General features: G+C 59.3%; 11 protein-coding genes, 1 tRNA gene and 1 pseudogene. 4 read left to right on the top strand and 9 right to left on the bottom strand.

The annotated features are described in order from the left end of the window. Positions 1-168: 168 nt before the first annotated feature. Both SM755_RS08505 and SM755_RS08500 read left to right on the top strand, forming a co-directional pair. Complete coding sequence (locus tag SM755_RS08505) at positions 169-1,722, top strand: HTTM domain-containing protein (protein ID WP_323172283.1); 1,554 nt, start codon at positions 169-171, stop codon at positions 1,720-1,722. Positions 1,723-1,790: 68 nt separating this feature from the next. After that, entirely contained in the window at positions 1,791-2,762 is a 972-nt protein-coding gene (locus tag SM755_RS08500; protein WP_323172599.1) for an isocitrate/isopropylmalate family dehydrogenase, read from the top strand. Between the two features lie 50 nt (positions 2,763-2,812). Here the strand turns inward: SM755_RS08500 and SM755_RS08495 are convergent, their stop codons facing one another. The 3 genes from SM755_RS08495 to SM755_RS08485 form a co-directional block, all read right to left on the bottom strand. Further along, positions 2,813-4,960, bottom strand: a complete 2,148-nt coding sequence (locus SM755_RS08495; protein ID WP_323172282.1) for a glycoside hydrolase family 3 C-terminal domain-containing protein — start codon at positions 4,958-4,960, stop codon at positions 2,813-2,815. A gap of 122 nt (positions 4,961-5,082) precedes the next feature. Further along, positions 5,083-5,919: a diphthine synthase gene (dph5, locus tag SM755_RS08490; RefSeq protein WP_323172281.1), complete on the bottom strand. Its 837-nt coding sequence runs from the start codon at positions 5,917-5,919 to the stop codon at positions 5,083-5,085. A gap of 82 nt (positions 5,920-6,001) precedes the next feature. Beyond that, positions 6,002-6,577 (bottom strand): Rieske (2Fe-2S) protein, encoded by a 576-nt coding sequence (locus tag SM755_RS08485; protein WP_323172280.1) that lies wholly within the window; start codon positions 6,575-6,577, stop codon positions 6,002-6,004. A gap of 59 nt (positions 6,578-6,636) precedes the next feature. On the opposite strand from SM755_RS08485, the gene SM755_RS08480 reads away from it, so the two are divergent. After that, positions 6,637-7,635, top strand: a complete 999-nt coding sequence (locus tag SM755_RS08480; protein ID WP_323172279.1) for a class I SAM-dependent methyltransferase family protein — start codon at positions 6,637-6,639, stop codon at positions 7,633-7,635. A 103-nt stretch (positions 7,636-7,738) separates the two neighbouring features. Next, positions 7,739-7,812: transfer RNA gene (locus SM755_RS08475), tRNA-Thr, on the top strand. 207 nt (positions 7,813-8,019) lie between these two features. Here the strand turns inward: SM755_RS08475 and SM755_RS08470 are convergent. From SM755_RS08470 to SM755_RS08445, 6 genes and pseudogenes are all read right to left on the bottom strand, one after another. Next, entirely contained in the window at positions 8,020-8,946 is a 927-nt protein-coding gene (locus tag SM755_RS08470; RefSeq protein ID WP_323172278.1) for a hypothetical protein, read from the bottom strand. Positions 8,947-9,224: 278 nt separating this feature from the next. After that, positions 9,225-11,657 carry a BGTF surface domain-containing protein gene (locus SM755_RS08465; RefSeq protein WP_323172277.1) on the bottom strand — a complete coding sequence of 811 codons (2,433 nt, stop codon included), beginning with the start codon at positions 11,655-11,657 and terminating at the stop codon, positions 9,225-9,227. A gap of 613 nt (positions 11,658-12,270) precedes the next feature. Further along, a complete protein-coding gene (locus SM755_RS08460; RefSeq protein ID WP_323172276.1) occupies positions 12,271-12,717 on the bottom strand; it encodes a hypothetical protein in 447 nt (148 codons plus the stop codon). 383 nt (positions 12,718-13,100) lie between these two features. After that, positions 13,101-15,539: a BGTF surface domain-containing protein gene (locus tag SM755_RS08455; protein ID WP_323172275.1), complete on the bottom strand. Its 2,439-nt coding sequence runs from the start codon at positions 15,537-15,539 to the stop codon at positions 13,101-13,103. A 509-nt stretch (positions 15,540-16,048) separates the two neighbouring features. After that, positions 16,049-16,866, bottom strand: a pseudogene (locus tag SM755_RS08450) (IS5 family transposase). A gap of 569 nt (positions 16,867-17,435) precedes the next feature. Then, positions 17,436-18,155 (bottom strand): energy-coupling factor transporter transmembrane component T, encoded by a 720-nt coding sequence (locus SM755_RS08445; protein ID WP_323172274.1) that lies wholly within the window; start codon positions 18,153-18,155, stop codon positions 17,436-17,438. Positions 18,156-18,169 lie beyond the last annotated feature (14 nt).

Below are 18,169 nucleotides of genomic sequence, written 5' to 3'. Positions count from 1 at the left end.
TTCCTCACTATTCAGTCGACTGAGAATCTTTCCCGTTCCGTTTGCGCTCCTGAACTCGAGACCGTATCGCGTGCGACCGAGTTCAGAACTCGCGGTTGCAGCGTCTCGTTGAAGACAAGACACTTATAGGATCGATTAAGAGTCGGGATCGCTTACTAATCGATCTCCATGCCCTCTCGATCTGACGCAGGTCCCCATTCCAGAAGGCGGACCGCCGACGGCGATCCGCGTTACGAGTTCGTCGAGTCGCGACTGGGGATCGACGTGCGAGCGCTCGCTGTCTTTCGGATCGCACTCGGTATGTTGCTGCTCGTGGATTTGCTCGCGTTGCGATTGCCGGGACTCGTCACGTTCTATAGCGATTCCGGGGTATTTCCGCGATCGACGCTCGCAGAGACGTATCCCGCCTTCGAGGCGTGGTCGCTGCATGCTCTGTTGGGATCCCCGTGGTTCCAGGGCCTCCTGTTCGCGGTTGCCGGCGTGTTCGCGGCGCTGCTGCTCGTCGGCTATCGGACCAGACTCGCGGTAACTGGATCGCTCGTCCTCTTCGCGTCGCTGCTCGCGCGGAACCCGCTCGTGGTGAACGGCGGTGATACGATCCTCCTGACGTTTCTCGTGTTCGGGCTCTTTCTTCCGCTCGGGACGCGCTGGTCGCTCGACGCTCGCCGGCGGTCGCGTCGGCCCGAAGCGAACGGTGCCACCGGCACGCGCGTCGGCTCGCTCGCTGCCGCCGCAATTCTCGTGCACTTCGTCTGTATCTACGGAACGAACGCGGTTCGTAAGTTCCAGAGCGACCCCTGGACAAACGGCGTTGCGGTACGGCAAATCTTCCACCTCGAACAGTACCTGACGCCGCTTGGCTCCGCGCTGTCGGCGTTCGCCGCGCTCCTCACCGCCGTCAACTGGGGCTGGACCGCGCTCCTCTCGGGGTCGGTCCTGCTGCTCGTTCTCACCGGTCGAGCGCGAACCGCGCTGGTCGCCGGCTTCGTCACGGCGCACCTCGGCATGGCCGTGACGATGCGACTCGGCGTCTTCCCGTTCGTCATGATCGCCGGCCTGCTCTTGTTCCTGCCACCGTCCTGCTGGGACCGACTCGAGCGGGTCCTCGCGGCAACTGAACTCGGTCAGCGGGCGGGGGCTGGTCTGCCGATCGGCGATGGTGGCGGGCCCGACGACGACCCCAGCGAGTCCCATCGTCGCACCTCTCCATCCGAGGGTGTCACCGTCCGTCGCTGTGTCCACGCAGGCGGTACCGTCCTCGTCGCCTGTTTCCTTGTCTCATCACTGATTTGGCAGATTGCCGCCCTCGGCGTGGGAATCCCCCTTCCCGACTCGCTCGATCAGAACGGTGAGACCGACGGGGAGATCGGGAGTTGGTCGTTCTTTGCGCCGAACCCGCCGGACGCGTACAGCTGGTATACCGTCGAAGCGACGCTCGAGTCGGGCGAGACTATCGGTGTATTCCCCCGGAGGCACGACGGCGTTCGCCTGGATCGACCGCCCGACGGTACGACGGCCTACCCCTCGACGCTCTGGATGCGATACAGCACGGACGTTCGATACGCCGACGACACGTACTACGAACCCGCGGCCGAGTTCAGCTGCGCGCACGTCGATCGGGCCGTCGACAGGGTGACGATTTCACACGTCGAGCAACCCGTCGGCCCGGACGGGCCGACGGGCGAACCGGACCGACAGGAGCGGATCGAGTACGCGTGTTGACGCCGTGGTGACTCGCGATGTGTGACGGTATCGATACCCTCTTTTCGTCGCTCCAGAGAGATGTCGACATGACTCACGAGATCGCCGTCATCCCCGGCGACGGAATCGGACAGGAAGTCACCCCCGCCGCGGTCGAGGTGTTGGAGTCGCTCGACCCCGAGTTCAGTTTCACTGAAGCCGAGGCCGGCGACGCGGTCGCAGAAAAGACAGGCGAGGCGCTGCCCGAGGAAACGTATGAACTCGCGGCATCGGCTGATGCGACGTTGTTCGGTGCGGCCGGCGAGACGGCGGCGGACGTGATCCTTCCGCTGCGCGAGGCGGTCGACTCGTTCGTTAACGTTCGTCCCGCGAAGGCCTATCCGGGAGTCGATGCGGTTCGTCCCGAGACGGATCTGGTCTTTCTGCGGGAGAACACGGAGGGCGTCTACGCGGGTCACGAGGATCGACTGACCGAGGACGTGGCGACGCTGACCCGCGTGACGACGCAGTCGGCCTCGCGGAAACTCGCGGAGTTCGCCTGCGAGTACGTCGACGCCGACGGCTTCACCATCGCGCACAAGGCAAACGTCATGCGCGAGACGGACGGTCTCTTTCGAGATACGGTTGCCGCGGTCGCCGAGGAGCACGGCGTTGCAACCGACGAGGTATTGATGGACGCCTTCGCGACACGGGTCTGTCTCGATCCGACGCAGTTCGATGTCGTCGCGTGTCCGAACCTCGCGGGCGACGTACTCTCGGATCTCGCCGCCGGACTCGTCGGCGGTCTCGGACTTCTTCCGAGCGCGAACATCGGCGAACAGCGCGCGCTGTTCGAACCGGTCCACGGAACCGCGCCCGACATCGCCGGCGAAGGGGTTGCGAACCCGGCTGCGACGATCATCTCAGCTGCGATGCTTCTCGAATACCTCGACTACGACGAGGAAGCCGACGCGGTCCACGCGGCAGTTGAGGCGACGCTCGCGGAAGGGCCGCGAACGCCCGACCTGGGCGGCGACGCCTCGACTGGGGACGTGACGAACGCGATTATCGAGCGATTGTAGGCCGGCAGACCGCATTGTGGTCGTCCGGTTCGATTTGCGGCCGCGGAAGACTATCGAGTGTCTACGTCGACCGTTGTCTGGATATCCCGCGACGATCGGCCGACGTGGACGGTGTTCGATCCATCAGGAACGGTCCACCCGCTATCCTCGTCGTAGTACGCGAAGTCCTCGCGAGCGAGCGAGATGGTTACCGTCGCCGAGTCGCCCGCCCCGAGTTCAACTGACTCGAATCCGGCCAGTTCTCGCTCGGGCGTCGGAACCGGCGCGGCCGATTTGCCGACGTATACCTGGACGACCGCTTTTCCGGCGCGGGTGCCGACGTTTCGGAGGTCGACGGTCACGTCACACCCGTCATCGGTTTCGCTGACGGTCACGTCATCGTATTCGAACGTCGCGTACGATTGGCCGTGGCCGAACGGGAACAGCGGCTCGATGTCGCGGTCGTCGAAGTACCGGTAGCCGACGAAGACGCCTTCCTCGTACTGGGCAATGTCGTCCGTTCCGGGGAATGCCGTCTCGTCGGCCGTCGGATAGTCCGTAGCCGAACGGCCGAACGTTACGGGGAGGCGACCGCCGGGATCGGCATCACCGAAGAGGACCGCTGCGAGGGCCTCGCCGTCCGCCTGGCCCGGATACCACGTTTCGAGGACGGCGTCGACGGCGTCGAGCCACGGGAGTTCGACTGGCCCGCTGGTCCGGAGGACGACGACCGTCCGCTCGGCGGCTGCGGCGACGGCGTCGATTAACTCGTTCTGTCGGCCGGGGAGTTCGATCGAGTCTCGGTCCGTAAACTCCGTCGCGTCGTCCTGTGCGACGACGACCGCGCAGTCGGCGGACGCGGCGGCCGACACCGCGTCGTCGATGCTCGTCTCCCCTGTACTTGCACTTCCATTCGCGTCCGCCGACTCGGAATCGGCGAAGAACGACGACTCCGCGATCGGGTTTACGCCGCGTTCGAACGATGCGTCGGCGGCCCGCGATTCGATCCCCGCGAGCGGGGCGGTCTCCGTGAACGGCGAGACCTCCGAGGAGCCCCCGCCGCCCAGTTTGGCGGCGTCGGCGTTCGGTCCGATCACGGCGACCGAGTCGGATTCCGAGAGAGGAAGCACGCCGTCGTTCGTCAGCAGTACGGTTCCCGCGATCGCGATATCCCGGGCTAGCTCGCGGTGTGCCGGCGTATCGAGTTCACCTGTGCTGTCATCGGAGGGGGAACCGGTCTCGAACTCGGCGACATTCTGGCGGCCGGTCGATTCCAGCATCGAGAGCAATCGCGAGACCTTCTCGTCGAGGATCGATTCGTCGATCTCACCGGACTCGATCGCCTCGCGAAGCGGCTCGCCGAAGTAGGCCGGAACGTCGGGAATCGGCGGGAAGTCGCTACTGGTCCCGTTTGGAGGGCTGGGATCATCGTCGAAGCCGTCCGCATCCAGTTCCGGCAGATACTCCGTCAATTCGACGCCTGGCATCTCGAGGTCGAGTCCGGCCCGCGCTGCGTCGACCGTGCTTCGCGTTCCCCACCAGTCCGAGACGACCAGCCCGTCGAAGTCCCACTCGCCTTTCAGCACGTCGGAGAGCAGGCGCTCGTGGTCGCTCATATGAATACCGTTGACGCGGTTGTACGCCGTCATTACCGCATCAACGTCACCCTCCTCGACCGCCGCGCGGAACGCGGGCAGGTACAGCTCTCGCAACGCGCGCTCGCTGACGTCGGCGCTGACTTCGTACCGATTCGTCTCCTGGTTGTTCGCCACGTAGTGTTTGACCGTGGCCGAAACGCCCGCCGACTGGATCCCCTCGATAGTTCCGACGCCCATCCGGGCACTGAGCTGTGGGTCTTCGCTGTAGTACTCGAAATTCCGCCCGCCGGCCGGCGTCCGAATAATGTTGACACCCGGTCCGAGCAACACGTCCTGGTCGTGCGCTGCGGTCTCGCGTCCGACCGCCGTTCCGAACTCGCGGGCGAGTTCGGGATCCCACGACGCTGCGAGTGCGATCGAGGCCGGAAACGCGGTCGCGCGCTCACCCATCGCGCGCACCCCGAGCGGACCATCGACCACTGTTACCGGCGGTATCCCGAGCCGGTCGTTCCCGGGAACGTAGCCGGTTGCGGTCCCATCCGGGTCAGCCGCCCCGTGGACGAGCCGGATTTTCTCTGCAAGCGTCAGCTCCTCGAGCAGCGCCGTTACATCGGAGCCCATTTCGACCCGCTCTTGGGGTGGCTGACTGAATAGTCATTCGATCGTCTCTCGATCGTCTCTCGATCGAAGACACAAGACACACTGTACGCACCTGCTCGGTTCCGAACGGCTTCCCTCGGACGTTACACAACGTCGAGAGCGTTCCGCGCAGCACCTGCAAGCTCGACGAGCGCATCGGCTTCGAGTAAATGACACTCACCGGGGATCACGAGCAGATGCAACGGCTCGCCGAACTCGCGGTCGGCCAACTCGGACATCGTCCCGGCCTCGACGAGCGGGTCCGGACTCCCCGCACGGGCGACGACGACGCCGACGAGTTCGGGATACACCGCTGCGAGCAGGTCAGCGCCGACATCGGCGGTCATGAATTCCTCGTCTTCGTCGTCTCGATCCGCTTTGTCGTCAGAACCTACAGGATTCTGACTGTTGGGTGGACTGTGTCCGACCTTGATATCGAGATAGACGACCGTATGAAGCCCGTCCGCGCGGTTCTCGTCGATCGTCTCCGTCACGCTCGCCGGCAAGCCGTCGGCTCCGTGGGCGTAGGGAAACGGCAGCGTCGTCGCCGGTCCGAACCGGTAGTTCTGGAGTCCCGTCAGTGAACTCGTGGCTGTCTGTGCCGTTACGCCGTGGATGACTCGGGTTTCGATGCCGCGGTCGTGAGCCCGCAAGCGGAGATCGACGTGTGTCGTCGAAATCATCGTATCGCCGGCCGTCAGAAAGGCTACGTCTTCGCTCTCAGCCGTCTCGAGGATGTCTTCGGGGTGTTGTTCGACGCCGGCGCGGTCGCGGACCTCGATGTCGATGTCGTGGGCCGCTTCGAGTGACGAGACAGTCGTCCCGAGTAACTTGCTGGTGTAGAACTCGGCGTAGACGCGGTCCGCATCCCGCAAGGCGTCCCGTCCCTCGACGGTGATCGACCGCTCGTCGTAGAGTCCGAGTCCGATGAAGGTGAGCATACCAGCTACTGGGCCGCCACGGTACTTCAGGTGCCGGATTTGTCGCGCCCCTCGCGTCGCGTTGCCGGCGGCTCGCGTGCGCTCACAGCGACAGGTGTGAGGTAGACGAGGGACCACCATCTCCGTCGTCCCCCTCGTCGATCCCACCCTGATGGAGAAACGTCACCTCATCGTCAGTCAAGTACACGTCGCCGCCGTCGACGGCCACCTCGACCGACGGCAACGTCGTGTCGGCGGCCTCCCCGTTATCACAGTACCCCGAGCACGCATCGAACATCGAGCCGTGTTTCGGACAGATGATCTGTCCATCCCGCATCGCCGCCCCCATTCCCCGATCGAGTCGTTGGAACTCGTGGGTACACTGATTGACCCAGGCTTCGACGGCAGTGCCATTGCCAGCGCCAGCAGCAGTCCCGCCTCCGTCGCCCTCGGAACTCGTCGTCTCGCCAGTACTCCCAGTACTTCCAGCGGCCTTACTTCCACCGCCACCACTTCCACCGTCATCACTTCTCCCATCATCGCGGCTACCAGCTACAGTATCAGTACAGGGCACGAGAATTACCTCCTCCTTCTCGCCGTGTTGGTCACGAACCGTAAACAACCACGACCGCTCTTCGTAGACCGTGTCAACAGCCGTCAATCGCATTCGAACGCCCATACGCGACTCTCGTGGACCGGAAACGTCAGCGTTACGGCGACCCGTCGGCGACTACACCTATGGAAGTGCCGTGCGTCCGCGTCCCGCTCGAGGACGGCGAAGCCACGCGTCGCGAACTCGCGGACGCGGATCTGATCGCCGACGATTACGAGATTACCGTCGATGACGGCTCACTCTACGTCCCCGTTATCGACCCTGCCGCCGTCTCCGACGAGTTCGAACTCGTCACGCGCGCAGTCGACGAACGCGAGACACAGACGACACCCGCCGACGTGCTTGGATTCGATCCCTCCTACGAGCGCCTCGGGAAGGCGGTCCTCCTGGACGAGGATGACGACGACCGCGCACGGGAAATCTCCGATGCGCTTTTTCAGTCCGACCTTCCCGTCGAAACGGTGCTGAACAAGGCCTCGAAGGTCAAAGGCGAAACCCGCGTTCGCGACTGGGACCGCCTCGCCGGCGAGGACACCGAAGTGGTCCACCGCGAATACGGGTCGGAGTTCCGCCTGGATCTCGCCGAGGTCTACTTCTCCCCGCGGCTCGCGACGGAACGCCACCGCGTCGCCGAACAGGTCACAGCAGGTGAGCGAGCGTTCGACATGTTCGCCGGCGTCGGCCCGTTTGTCGTCCCGTTCGCGAAACGCGGTGCGGAGTGTGTCGGCGTCGATATCAATCCCGACGCAATCGAATACTTGCAGGAGAACGCACGCCGAAACGGGGTGGGGGATCGCGTGACAGCACTCTGTGACGATGTCCGCGCTACTGCAAGCGACTACGAAGACTGGGCCGATCGTATCGTGATGAACCTCCCGCACAGCGCCGACGAGTTCATCGACGCCGCGGTCGCGATCGCCGGCGACGACTGCGTGATTCATTACTACGATATTCAGCACGAAGACGATCCGTTTGGACCCGGAGAACGCGTCATTCGTGGCGCTGCCGAACCGACGTACGAGGTCACTGTCGAAACGCGACACGTCGTTCGATCCTACGCGCCACACGAACTCAACGTCTGTCTGGACGTACGACTCGAACGACCGGCCGTGCCACGTAACTAATTCGCACGACAGCGATAATTCGCAATCCTTATGGCTGCTTTCGCTCCTACGAATAAACGGACCTTGCATCGGTACACGAGGCAAGGGCTGTGACACTGCGAGCGCCGGTGTAGCTCAGACTGGCAGAGCGAATCCTTCGTAAGGATTAGGTCGAGGGTTCAAATCCCTCCACCGGCTTGTCTTCTCGAATTATCGTATTATACGGACAGAGCCGCTATTCTGTCGTGTTCAAAAAAGAGGTCGTGTACCGACGAAGATGTTTGAACACGGTACCCTCCGAAGGGAATGGGCAGAATGCCACTGGAAAAATCGAGTTCGAAGAGCCACAGTAGTGCAACTGCGTCCAATCGGATATCGAGTCTCTAAGCCACGTCCTCCGAAGGCTTACAGATATCCAAGCGCTTCGAGCTGCTCCTCGGTATTAGAACCCTCATTTCGGTCCATTAGTGCATCTAAGTCACTCACAGAATATGACTGCCCCTGTCCCACGGCGGTCACCCACGGAACTCGTTTGACAGCGGGAACCGGAGAATATCCGGGGTGTCCATAGACACCGAGTTCGCCGAGTCCATTTGCGTGATCAGCGGTGATGGCGATCGTTCCGGACAGATGCGTAAGGAGTGTGTCTACTTCATCAAGGACGGTTATGAGATTCTGTCCATAATCGTCCCAGACTTCCGCTCTGTCAAATTCGCCGGATTGGAGCCCCAACCAAACCTGGTGTGAGTCACCTCCCCAAACGGGGTTCTCGAGTTCGTATTTCTCCGGACAATGTAAGAACGGGGCGTGCGGGGGAATATAGTGGATGACTAACCGCTCTGCATCGCTTTCTCGGTTCGCTCGAAGAGCCTCAGCGGTCACTTCCGCTGGGTCGCAGTGTTTCTCGTCTTCCGCAACGAAACGCCAGAGTTCGGTCATCTCGTGAAAGCGATTCGGATCGACGCAATCGGAAAATAAGTTTGCAGAGAGATAGTGGATCTTGCTCAGTTCCGGGTCGTTGGCGCTCCCGAAGGCCTTTCTAAACCATTCTGAACTCGTACTTGCACAGGAATAAATCGACGTTGTCGTTTCGAACTCGTCATAAACTGGATGCCGTGGGGCAAATTCCGCGAAGAGATCGGCCCGACACGCATCAAGGATAATCAGTACATCCCACTCCTTCTCAAGGGGGCGTTCACCGTAGTTTATCCGCTTTCCAAGTTGGACCAGCGCGCGTTCTACCGCTTTTTCCGCGGTCAATCGACTTCCCGAGAGAGCCCCATGTTTGTCCACGGCATGTTGGTATTGAGAAAGAAAGTCCGATAGGGCCATGGTTAGTGACTAGTATTCAAAATACGATCTTTTCAATGTTCTGCCCCACACATGATATATTTGATGGGTGTGGCCGGGAGTACCGCGATTGTGACTCGGCGATCAGCGTCGCGTGAAGACGCAATATCGCAGATTCGGAGCCAGGGCTCGCCGATTGCGGGTCAGGTTGAACTCTACTATTCGATTCGTCTGCTACAGCTGTCGCTGGGTCGTGTAGCGTTCGAAAGAAAAATCGAAGTGCGTCAAGGGCCGGACTGCGTCCGGTAGTTAGCTACTGCTTAGTTCTGCTTGCGCAGAGCCAGCATGGCAGCGCCGAGGAGTGCGGCGAGGGCAACAGCGACACCGAAGCCGGGCGTTCCGTCATCGGAGCCGTCGTCTTCGCCACCATCGTCCGAGCCGGAGTCACCGTCGTCCGAGCCGGAGTCGCTACCGGAGTCGGACTCGTCGTCCGAGCCGGTGTCGCTACCGGAATCGGATTCGTTACCGTCGTCCGAGCCTTCCTCAGCGAAGGTGGTGGTGCCAGTTTCTTCGTTGTCACCGGCAGTAACACTCCACTCAACGTCACCGGCTTCTTCGGCGGTGAAGTCGAAGCTGTTGCTCCATTCTTCACCGGCGTCGAGCGTGATGTTATCGTTGAACGTGTTTTCGCCGCCGATCACAACGCCGACCTCGATCTCGTCAGAGGCCGAGCCGCCAGTGTTGCTGACGGTCACGTCGAGCGTCCCGTTTTCACCGACAGTAACCTCACTCGGAGCGTCGGTGTCCAGTTCGATGTTTGGTTCCTCAGCATCGACGAGTTCGGAGTCGATTTCGTGTTCAGCGTCGCTGGCAGGGTCCATGACGCGGAGCGTGAACTCAGTTCCTGGTTCGTAGTCACCGAAGTTGTAGGTTGCCGTGAAGGTGCCGTCCTCTTCGACAACAGCCTCTGGCGACTGCGTGAAGTTACCAACCGAGCGAGCCTGGGTGTTCAGTTCGGTACCAGGTGCGACGTTGGTCTCACCGCTCAGTTCAGCGCCGTCGATTGCGGGTGCACTCTCTGCGGAGTCGTCCCACTCGACCGAGCGCTCGCTGATCGAAATCGTGTGCTCGAGGTCGATTTCTTCGTCCTCTTCAAGGAAGAACGCGCTGTCGTCAGCCTCGACGGTCACGTCGAAGCCAGCATCGAGGTCGCTCTCATCGTAGAGGTCCGAGTTCGCGAGGTCGAGTGCGAAGTACAGTGTGCCGTCGTACTCAGCATCGTCTCCACTGTTGAGGAACTCACCGTACTCGGTGAGGTCTGTCGGGTTGGGTTCCTGGTTCGGAACGTCCTCTTCTTCGATCTGGATACTGATGCTGTCTGCCAGCTCGCCATCATCAAGAGCGCCAGAGAGACCGTAGTCCTCAATGGCGACAATGACGCCGTCTTGGTGTGCGAACTCGTTGGTCTCGGTGACCGTCGTTTCGTTGAGGTCGTCAAGATCGCTCAGGCTACCGAGGTCGTCTTCAGGCACGGTGTGGGTCGTGACATCAGACGGACCATCGTACTCTCCAACGTTGAGGAACGCAGTGTCCGTTTCACTCTGGATATCGTCTCCGTCGCTGTTGATGCCCGTACCGATCGAGAGTTCGTATTCGGTAGCTGCAAGCGGTTCGCTGAGTTCGCCCTCAACGTTTTCAGACGTGACCTCAACGTCATCTTCTTCAGCAGACCAGGCCGCGTCTTCGTCGCCCTGGCCGGCGATGAAGGTGTTGTAGTTGAGGGTAATCTGATCGAGACCGTCGTCAGACGTGTCCTCGATGTGGACGAGCGACTCGAATCCGCTGCTGTCCACGTCGCCAACTTTCAGATACGCTTCGTTGGTGTTTTCGAGCTCAACAGGGATTTCAGCGAGATCACCCTGTTCGACATTAATGTCAGACTCGACAAGGTCTGCAGCGATCTCTTCGTCAGTGACAGTGATGTTCGCCGTGTCTTCAGCGGTCGTGTCACTGGTTTCGATCGAGAACTCGTAGTCGCCAGCCTCGATGTTGCTAAAGTTAGCCTCGAACGCCTCACGGCCGTCGAGAACAATCTCGTCATCGTCAGTATCGATGTAGACGATGTTGTTGTCAGGGTTCGCGTCCTCCAGTTCGGACGCGGAGTCGTAGTCAGAGAAGATGCTTGCGAGGTCGTCAGCATCGAGACCACTTGCACTCACGTTCGTCTGAACGTCACCACGGTCCGAGTCAATCTCGAGTTCCGTCATGGCACTCGAGGACCCTTCGACGTTAGTCACCGTCGAGTCAGCGAACTCGCCAGTGACACCGTGCGTACGAAGTTCGAACGTAACGATGTAGTCATCGCCAGCCGTTCCGGCGTTATTGACAGTGACGTTGTACGTACCCGTTTCGAGGTTGTCCGTGTTGACCTCAACCTCTCCATCTTCAACGTCGAGGTCACGAAGCCAGTCACCATTATCGTCTTCAAGTTCGACAGTGGCATCGTCGAAAGAGACTGCGCCACTATCGTCTGACTGAGACGATTCCGTGATAATTGCGGTCTGTCCTTGCCAAACAGCGTCTCCGCTGTTAATTTCCGCTTCTCCACTGTTAACGTCGGATGAGTCTCCAACGTTGTACGCCGCTGCCGCACCCGCGAAGGATGCAGTCATGGCGACGACAGAGAGAACCATCATTGCGGTCAGGAACAGCGCACGTCCCTTCTCGCGAACTGAAATTTCGTTTTGTGTCATGTGTTGTCTGTTTTTTGTTTGTATGTCGATTCGGGGGCGGACCACCACAGCGGCCACCACGCGGTCGGTACGACCACATGTTGGAGGCCTGAGATGGACTCCCGGTGTAGGGGTATCTGGTCGATTTTAGACACTGTGTAATAAGTCTTCTAGTGTGACAGGGGGTTACAGAAAGCAATAGATTCATTTTGGAATGGAATCTCAATAGCTCTCACTTCCACGCGGCGCAACATATTAGTGAATCTGTAGCTGAAGATATTCTGTGGGGTTACCCACATCACAGGCTGCATATCTACGCAGAATGTGACCGTTGTCTTGTAGAAGTCGCGAGGCGGGGAGGACAGCACCCGGGTAGGGACTGAGTGCTGTTCCTCTTCTCGCCCGTGCTTTCATATTGATCAGTCGTCACCCGTCTTGACAGGTGCCATCACTTGTACCGTCTTTGCGGAGTGCCATTTCACCATCAATCGTGGCAGGACGACACTCAAAGCTGTCAGAAACACGGAAATACTCAAGAATGTATCGTGTATCGCCCATGACCACGCTATGGTTTGTGAGTGCCGATTGAACGATCTCATCTTCAAACTCGTCGTATAACTCCGTGAGAGATATGTTATTTGCGCGCGCTATGCTGTTCCCGTACTGTGTAGCGTCGGTTCGGGGACTCGTCGTACTTTTGGCGATCGATCACCCACCGTGTTTCGTCTGGACGTTCCTCCAGGACGACTGTTTCGTATTTCTCCAGTTCACGCTTCCCAAGTGCGTGGAGAATCCAATCATATACCGACCCAGGCATGCTCGTCTGGAGAATGTTCTTTTTCGAGAAGTCAACATCTGCTAAGAGTTCGCGGTTTTCATCAACGAAGACCGCTGCTGCCTGACGTTCGTCACCATCAAGATAGTAGATCGTAGAAAAGTCGCTGGACTCACCGATGTTTGAAACATTGCTTGTGCGAGTGACCGCGATACGGCAGAGGTCTTGGCGCTCCTCGAAATTGAGTCGGCTAACGTCGACTTGTGTTTGAGGTCCAGTTGTGAGAAGATCGTAGACTTCGGTCATAGCAACACCTAGTGCTAGCGATGGGTGTGAGTATATCGGTCTACTCCTCCGAACACAACACAGCCAAACACGACCTCTGAAATCCAGTGAAGGTCCATTGACGACATAGAGCTATCTAAAGAGCAGAATAGTAGGGAACTTCCCCATAGGTGTCCATGGTTGACAATAACGGATATGCTTTCTCTGAACCGCCACCATTTGTGAAATACTGCTTGAGTATTGCAGATTATTTAACAGGTATCGTACGTCACGGAACGAGGAAAAGTCTAATTCTCTTTTCAGTTCTGTTCGCGAGCGCTACAGCTGTCGCTGGTTCGTGTAGTGCTCGAAAGAAAAATCGAAGTGCGTCAAGGGCCGGACTGCGTCCGGTAGTTAGCTACTGCTTAGTTCTGCTTGCGCAGAGCCAGCATGGCAGCACCGAGGAGTGCGGCGAGGGCAACAGCGACACCGAAGCCGGGCGTTCCGTCATCGTCGCCGTCGGAGTCGTCACCGCCACTATCGTCGGAGCCGGAGTCACCGTCGTCCGAGCCGGAGTCACTACCGGAATCGGAGCCGGAGTCGCTACCGGAGTCGGATTCGTCATCCGAGCCTTCTTCGACGAAGGTGGTGGTGCCAGTTTCTTCGTTGTCACCGGCCACAACGCTCCACTCAACGTCACCAGTCTCTTCGGAGGTGAAGTCGAAGCTGTTGCTCCATTCTTCACCAGCGTCGAGCGTGATGTTCTCGTTGAGCGTGTTTTCGCCGCCGATCACGACGCCGATCTCGATCTCGTCAGAGGCCGAGCCGCCAGTGTTGCTGACGGTCACATCGAGCGTTCCGTCTTCACCGACAGTAACCTCACTCGGTGCGTCGGTGCTCAGTTCGATGTTTGCTTCTTCAGCGTCGTAGAGTTCAGACGTGATCTCGTGTTCAGCGTCGCTGGCTGGGTCCATGACGCGGAGCGTGAACTCAGTTCCTGGTTCGTAGTCGCCGAAGTCGTAGGTTGCCGTGAAGGTACCGTCTTCTTCGACAACAGCGTCGGGCGAGTGCGTGAAGTTACCAACCGAGCGGGCCTGGGTTCGCAGTTCGGTACCAGGTGCGACGTTGGTTTCACCAGTCAGTTCAGCGCCGTCGATTGCAGGTGCACTCTCTGCGGAGTCGTCCCACTCAACCGAGCGCTCGTCGATCGAGATCGTGTGCTCGAGGTCGATTTCTTCGTCCTCTTCGAGGAAGAACGCACTGTCATTTGCCTGTGCAGTGACATCGAAGCCAGCGCTGAGGTCATCCTCATCGTAGAGCTCCGAGTCTGCGAGGTTGAGCTTGTAGTAGAGCGTACCGTCGTACTCGTTGTCGTCTCCACTATTGAGGAAGTCACCGTACTCAGAGAGGTCCGTCGGGTTGGGCTCCTGGTTCGGGATGTCCTCTTCTTCGATCTGGAGACTGATACTGTCTGCAAGGTTACCGTCATCGAGTGCGCCGGAGAGGCCGTAGCCTTCGATGGCGACGATGACGCCGTCCTGGTGTGCGAACTCGCTGGTCTCAGTGACAACCGTCTCGTTGAGATCGTCAAGGTCGTTCAGGCTACCGAGGTCGTCTTCAGGAACGGTGTAGGTCGTGATGTCGGATGGGCCCTCGTAGTCCTCGACGTTGAGGAAGGCCGTACCCGTTTCACTCTGGATATCGTCATTGTCGCTGTTGACGTCCGTACCGAGCGAGAGTTCGTACTCAGTCCCTGCGAGCGGTTCACTGAGGTTGCCCTCGACGTTCAGTGGCGTGACCTCAACGTCTTCTTCTTCAGCGGACCAGGCTTCGGCCTCATCGCCCTGGCCGGTGATGAAGGTGTTGTAGTTGAGGGTGATCTGGTCGTAGCCGTCGTCAGAGTTGTCCTCGATGTGGACGAGCGACTCGAAGCCGCTGTTGTCCATGTCACCAACCTTCAGGTACGCATCGTTGGTGTTCTCGAGTTCGATCGGGATCTCAGCGAGGTCGCCCTGGCCGACGTTAACGTCGGAGTTGACGAACTCTGCGGAGATCTCCTCGTCAGTGACAGTGATGTTCGCCGTGTCTTCGGCGGTCGTGTCACTGGCGTCGATCGAGAACTCGTAGTCACCAGCGTCAATGCCGCCGAAGTCAGCGGGGAACTCGTCACGACCGTCGAGAACAATATAATCATCGTCAGTGTCGATGTACGGAACGTTCTCTAGCTCGTTGTCTTGAAGTTCATTCGCGGAGTCGTACTCCGTGAAGATGGTTGCGAGATCGTCAGCGTCGAGACCGCTCGCGCTCACGTTCGTCTGCAGGTCTCCCCGAGCCGAGTCGATCTCGAGCGTCGTGTCCGAGCTCGAGGAGTTTGCGACGTTGGTCACCGTCCCGTCGTCGAACTCGCCAGTGACACTGTGCGTACGGATGTCGAAGCTGACGTACGCGTCGCCGTCGAATCCGGTGACGTTGTACGTACCGGTTTCGAGGTTGTCCGTGTCAACGGAGACGTAGGTCGCATTAATCTCTGATGGGTTGTCGTCACCCTGCTCGATGTCAAGGTCACGGAGCCAGTTCCCATCGTCGTCTTCGAGCTCGATAGTGTTCGTGTCGTCGAAGGTGACGGCGTTGGTGCCGTCGTCACCAACTGTCTCGCCGTCTACGACGAACCCCGTCTGGCCTTGCCAGAGGGCATCCTCGTGGTCAAATGTCGTTTCTCCAGCATTCACGTCGGAAGAGTCTCCGGCGTTAGTCGCCGCGGCTGCACCCGCGAAGGATGCAGTCATGGCGACAACGGAGAGTACCATCATTGCGGTCAGGAACAGCGCACGTCCCTTCTCGCTGAAAGTGGTTTCCTTTGTCATGTTATTGTGTTCGTTGTGTGACCAGGCAGCCATCCCAGCGGCCCGATCGCCACGACCAACGTGATCGTGCCGATTGGAGATCTGGAATATGCTCCCGGATAGGGGTAACAGGTGGATTTTGGATAATGCGTAATAAGTCTTCTAGTTCTGACTTTCACTAATCGAAATATATTTGAGTTGCCAGTTAGAACTCATAGATGCGGGCGATCGACGCCCACACACATCCATCGCGGAATGTGTTGTCTTGGCGCGCTGGAGGCCGGGGCACCCGGGTAGGGACTGAGTGTTTTCAGCCTCCGCGCGCTTTTCCAATCAACTTCTGAGCAGCGGCTCGTCGATCTCGAGCTGGCCGAGGACTGACCTACGTATTGAGATCGTATTGTTATCCTGATGGTTGTGGCTGCTTCTGGTGCTATAGTTCAAGAGTTCTCCGTTCGGACGGCCGTTTTGTCCGTTCGACCCGCACTTCGAGTGCTGGGCTCTGTTGAATCGCCATACTGCGTTGGGTTTCACTGTTTGATGGCACGGTTGATGTTGTAGACGACACACATCAGCGTAATTTCACGGAACTCTCGAAACCAGGTTCGCGCTCGCTCGGCTACGCCGTGCGAGCGCTTGACGGTTGAGTTGACGGTTTCAGTCATTGATCGCTGAGCGTACCGATCTTCGTCAATGCGGGCATTGTGAGCGTGATCGTATGGTGCGAAGATCCGATGTTTGATTAGCGGGCGAATGTCGAGTTCGCGGAGTTGTTGCTTGTCAGAGCCCTTGTCAGCGGCCAGAGACCGCAGATCGCCCGCGTTCCGACGGGCGATCTGCTCACAGAGGTCAGCGTCACTGCCTTCTAACGTCGTCGAGCAGTGAAGGTCGAACACAGCTTGCGTCGCTGTATCGACGAGTTTTGTCACTTTGAGCGCCTGAACCCGATAATTCGTTCGGTGGCAGTAATGGCGGCTAGCACGATCTCGTTCATAGACGTTGCATCGATCGCAGCGTGCTTAGAGAGATCGTGCAGCTGCGCCGACTGGCGCAGCAGCACTCGACAGACACTCATTTCGATCCGATCAAACGCCTTACACAGCGTGGATGGTGCGGGGAGATCGGCCGTATCAAGGCCGATCTCCCCTGTTATTTGCGGCATTTCCTTCAGCAGATCGATCGTCATTCAATAGGATGTGTCGAGGTAAATCCGGAGACAATGCAGCGAAACAAGGGCATAGTCGGCGAATCCGCCGCCACCGCTTGGGGCGGCGGATTCGCCTCGTTCACCCGTAACACTTTGAGCAATCGAGACACAACGCTCGGTGAAGCGGGAGATTTTCGTCATGGACACCGAAGTCTCCCTGCTTCAACTCCTTTGGTTTACTGACCTTCCCCGACGCCGTCTAGTGATTCAACACAGCCGTTCACTCAGCCTCCGGGTAGAGGTAGCCAGGAATTTTAGAGGATCTGTAATAATCTTTCTTGTTTACAATCTTTCTCAGTGACTGGTCTGTGAGTATAATACACCACTAGCCCTTACTGTCTCTGTCGCTTATTCTGCTGTCCTATATCCGCTAGATGGGCACTTAGAACCGATTTTTAGGCGTCGAGTTCATAATCGGCGCTGAAGAGTTCAGGAGAGATATCGGGAAACAAAGATCCGGTCCTATTCACAAGCCGACCAATCAATTCGTTCGACACTGGCCCGGGATCGTCAGACGCCCGTCTGCCAAACAGTTATTAGTAATCACCAATAATAATCGAATGCCCATCCAGGCGAGTTCGTCTGGAGGCATCCCCCCATCCGCTTGTCAATCCATCCCCCCCATCCAGTGAGCAAGCACGCGGCTGGGTTTGCGGCCTGCGAGCGCGGCGAACTTCGCCGTGCGCTCGCCGCTCCCCCTTCTGGTCGTCTTACAACGGAATCGTTGTCAGTAGCGTCGAGCACAACAGTGTCGTCGCGAGTAGTAATGCGGGTACGTCGAGTCGAGAGAACGAGAGTGGGGGCAGCGTTGGGTCCCAGGCGAAACAGCGCGCTCGAAGAGCGAGCGAGAGGCGGTCGGCCCGATCGAACGCGCGCGAGAGTCCGAGCAGTGCGATCATCTCGGCTCGTTCGTGGGCACGTCGCCGAGTGCCGAGTCGGGCGGCCATGGCGTCTCGAATCGTCTGGATGTCCGCCCGAAGAACGGGAAGGAATCGAAAGAGAAGCGCGACGCCGATACCGAGAAGGTGGCCCGGACGGCCGGGGATCGTCCGCTGGATGGCAGCCCGAGAGTCGCGGACGCGCGTCGAGCGGACGGCAGCCGTGCTGACGAGGAGCACGAGCAACACTCGATAGCTCGCGAGAGCGGTGGTGAGTCCGGCGTCGATATCGATCCATGGCGGACCGAGCGTAACGGCAGCGAGCAGCGGTGCCAGCGACAGGATGACGAGCGCGTAGCGAGCGGCGATGACCGCCCGGATCGGTGAGACGCCGGCAGCGGCCAGCATTCCGATCGCGAGCCCGGTGAGTACGAGGGTTGCACGCGGACCGGTATGTGTCAGTGCGGCCGCGGCGAATCCGAGCTGGACGGCGAGCTTCGACCGCGGATCGAGCCGGTGGGCGAGCGTATCGTCGGGAACGTAGGTGAGCATACTCTGGACGGACG

Origin of the sequence: Natrialba sp. PRR66 (genome assembly GCF_034808065.1) — an archaeon.
Taxonomy (GTDB): domain Archaea; phylum Halobacteriota; class Halobacteria; order Halobacteriales; family Natrialbaceae; genus Natrialba; species Natrialba aegyptia.
The sequence above is the reverse complement of the archived record's forward strand: the minus strand, read 5'-3'. Positions and strand labels throughout refer to the sequence as shown.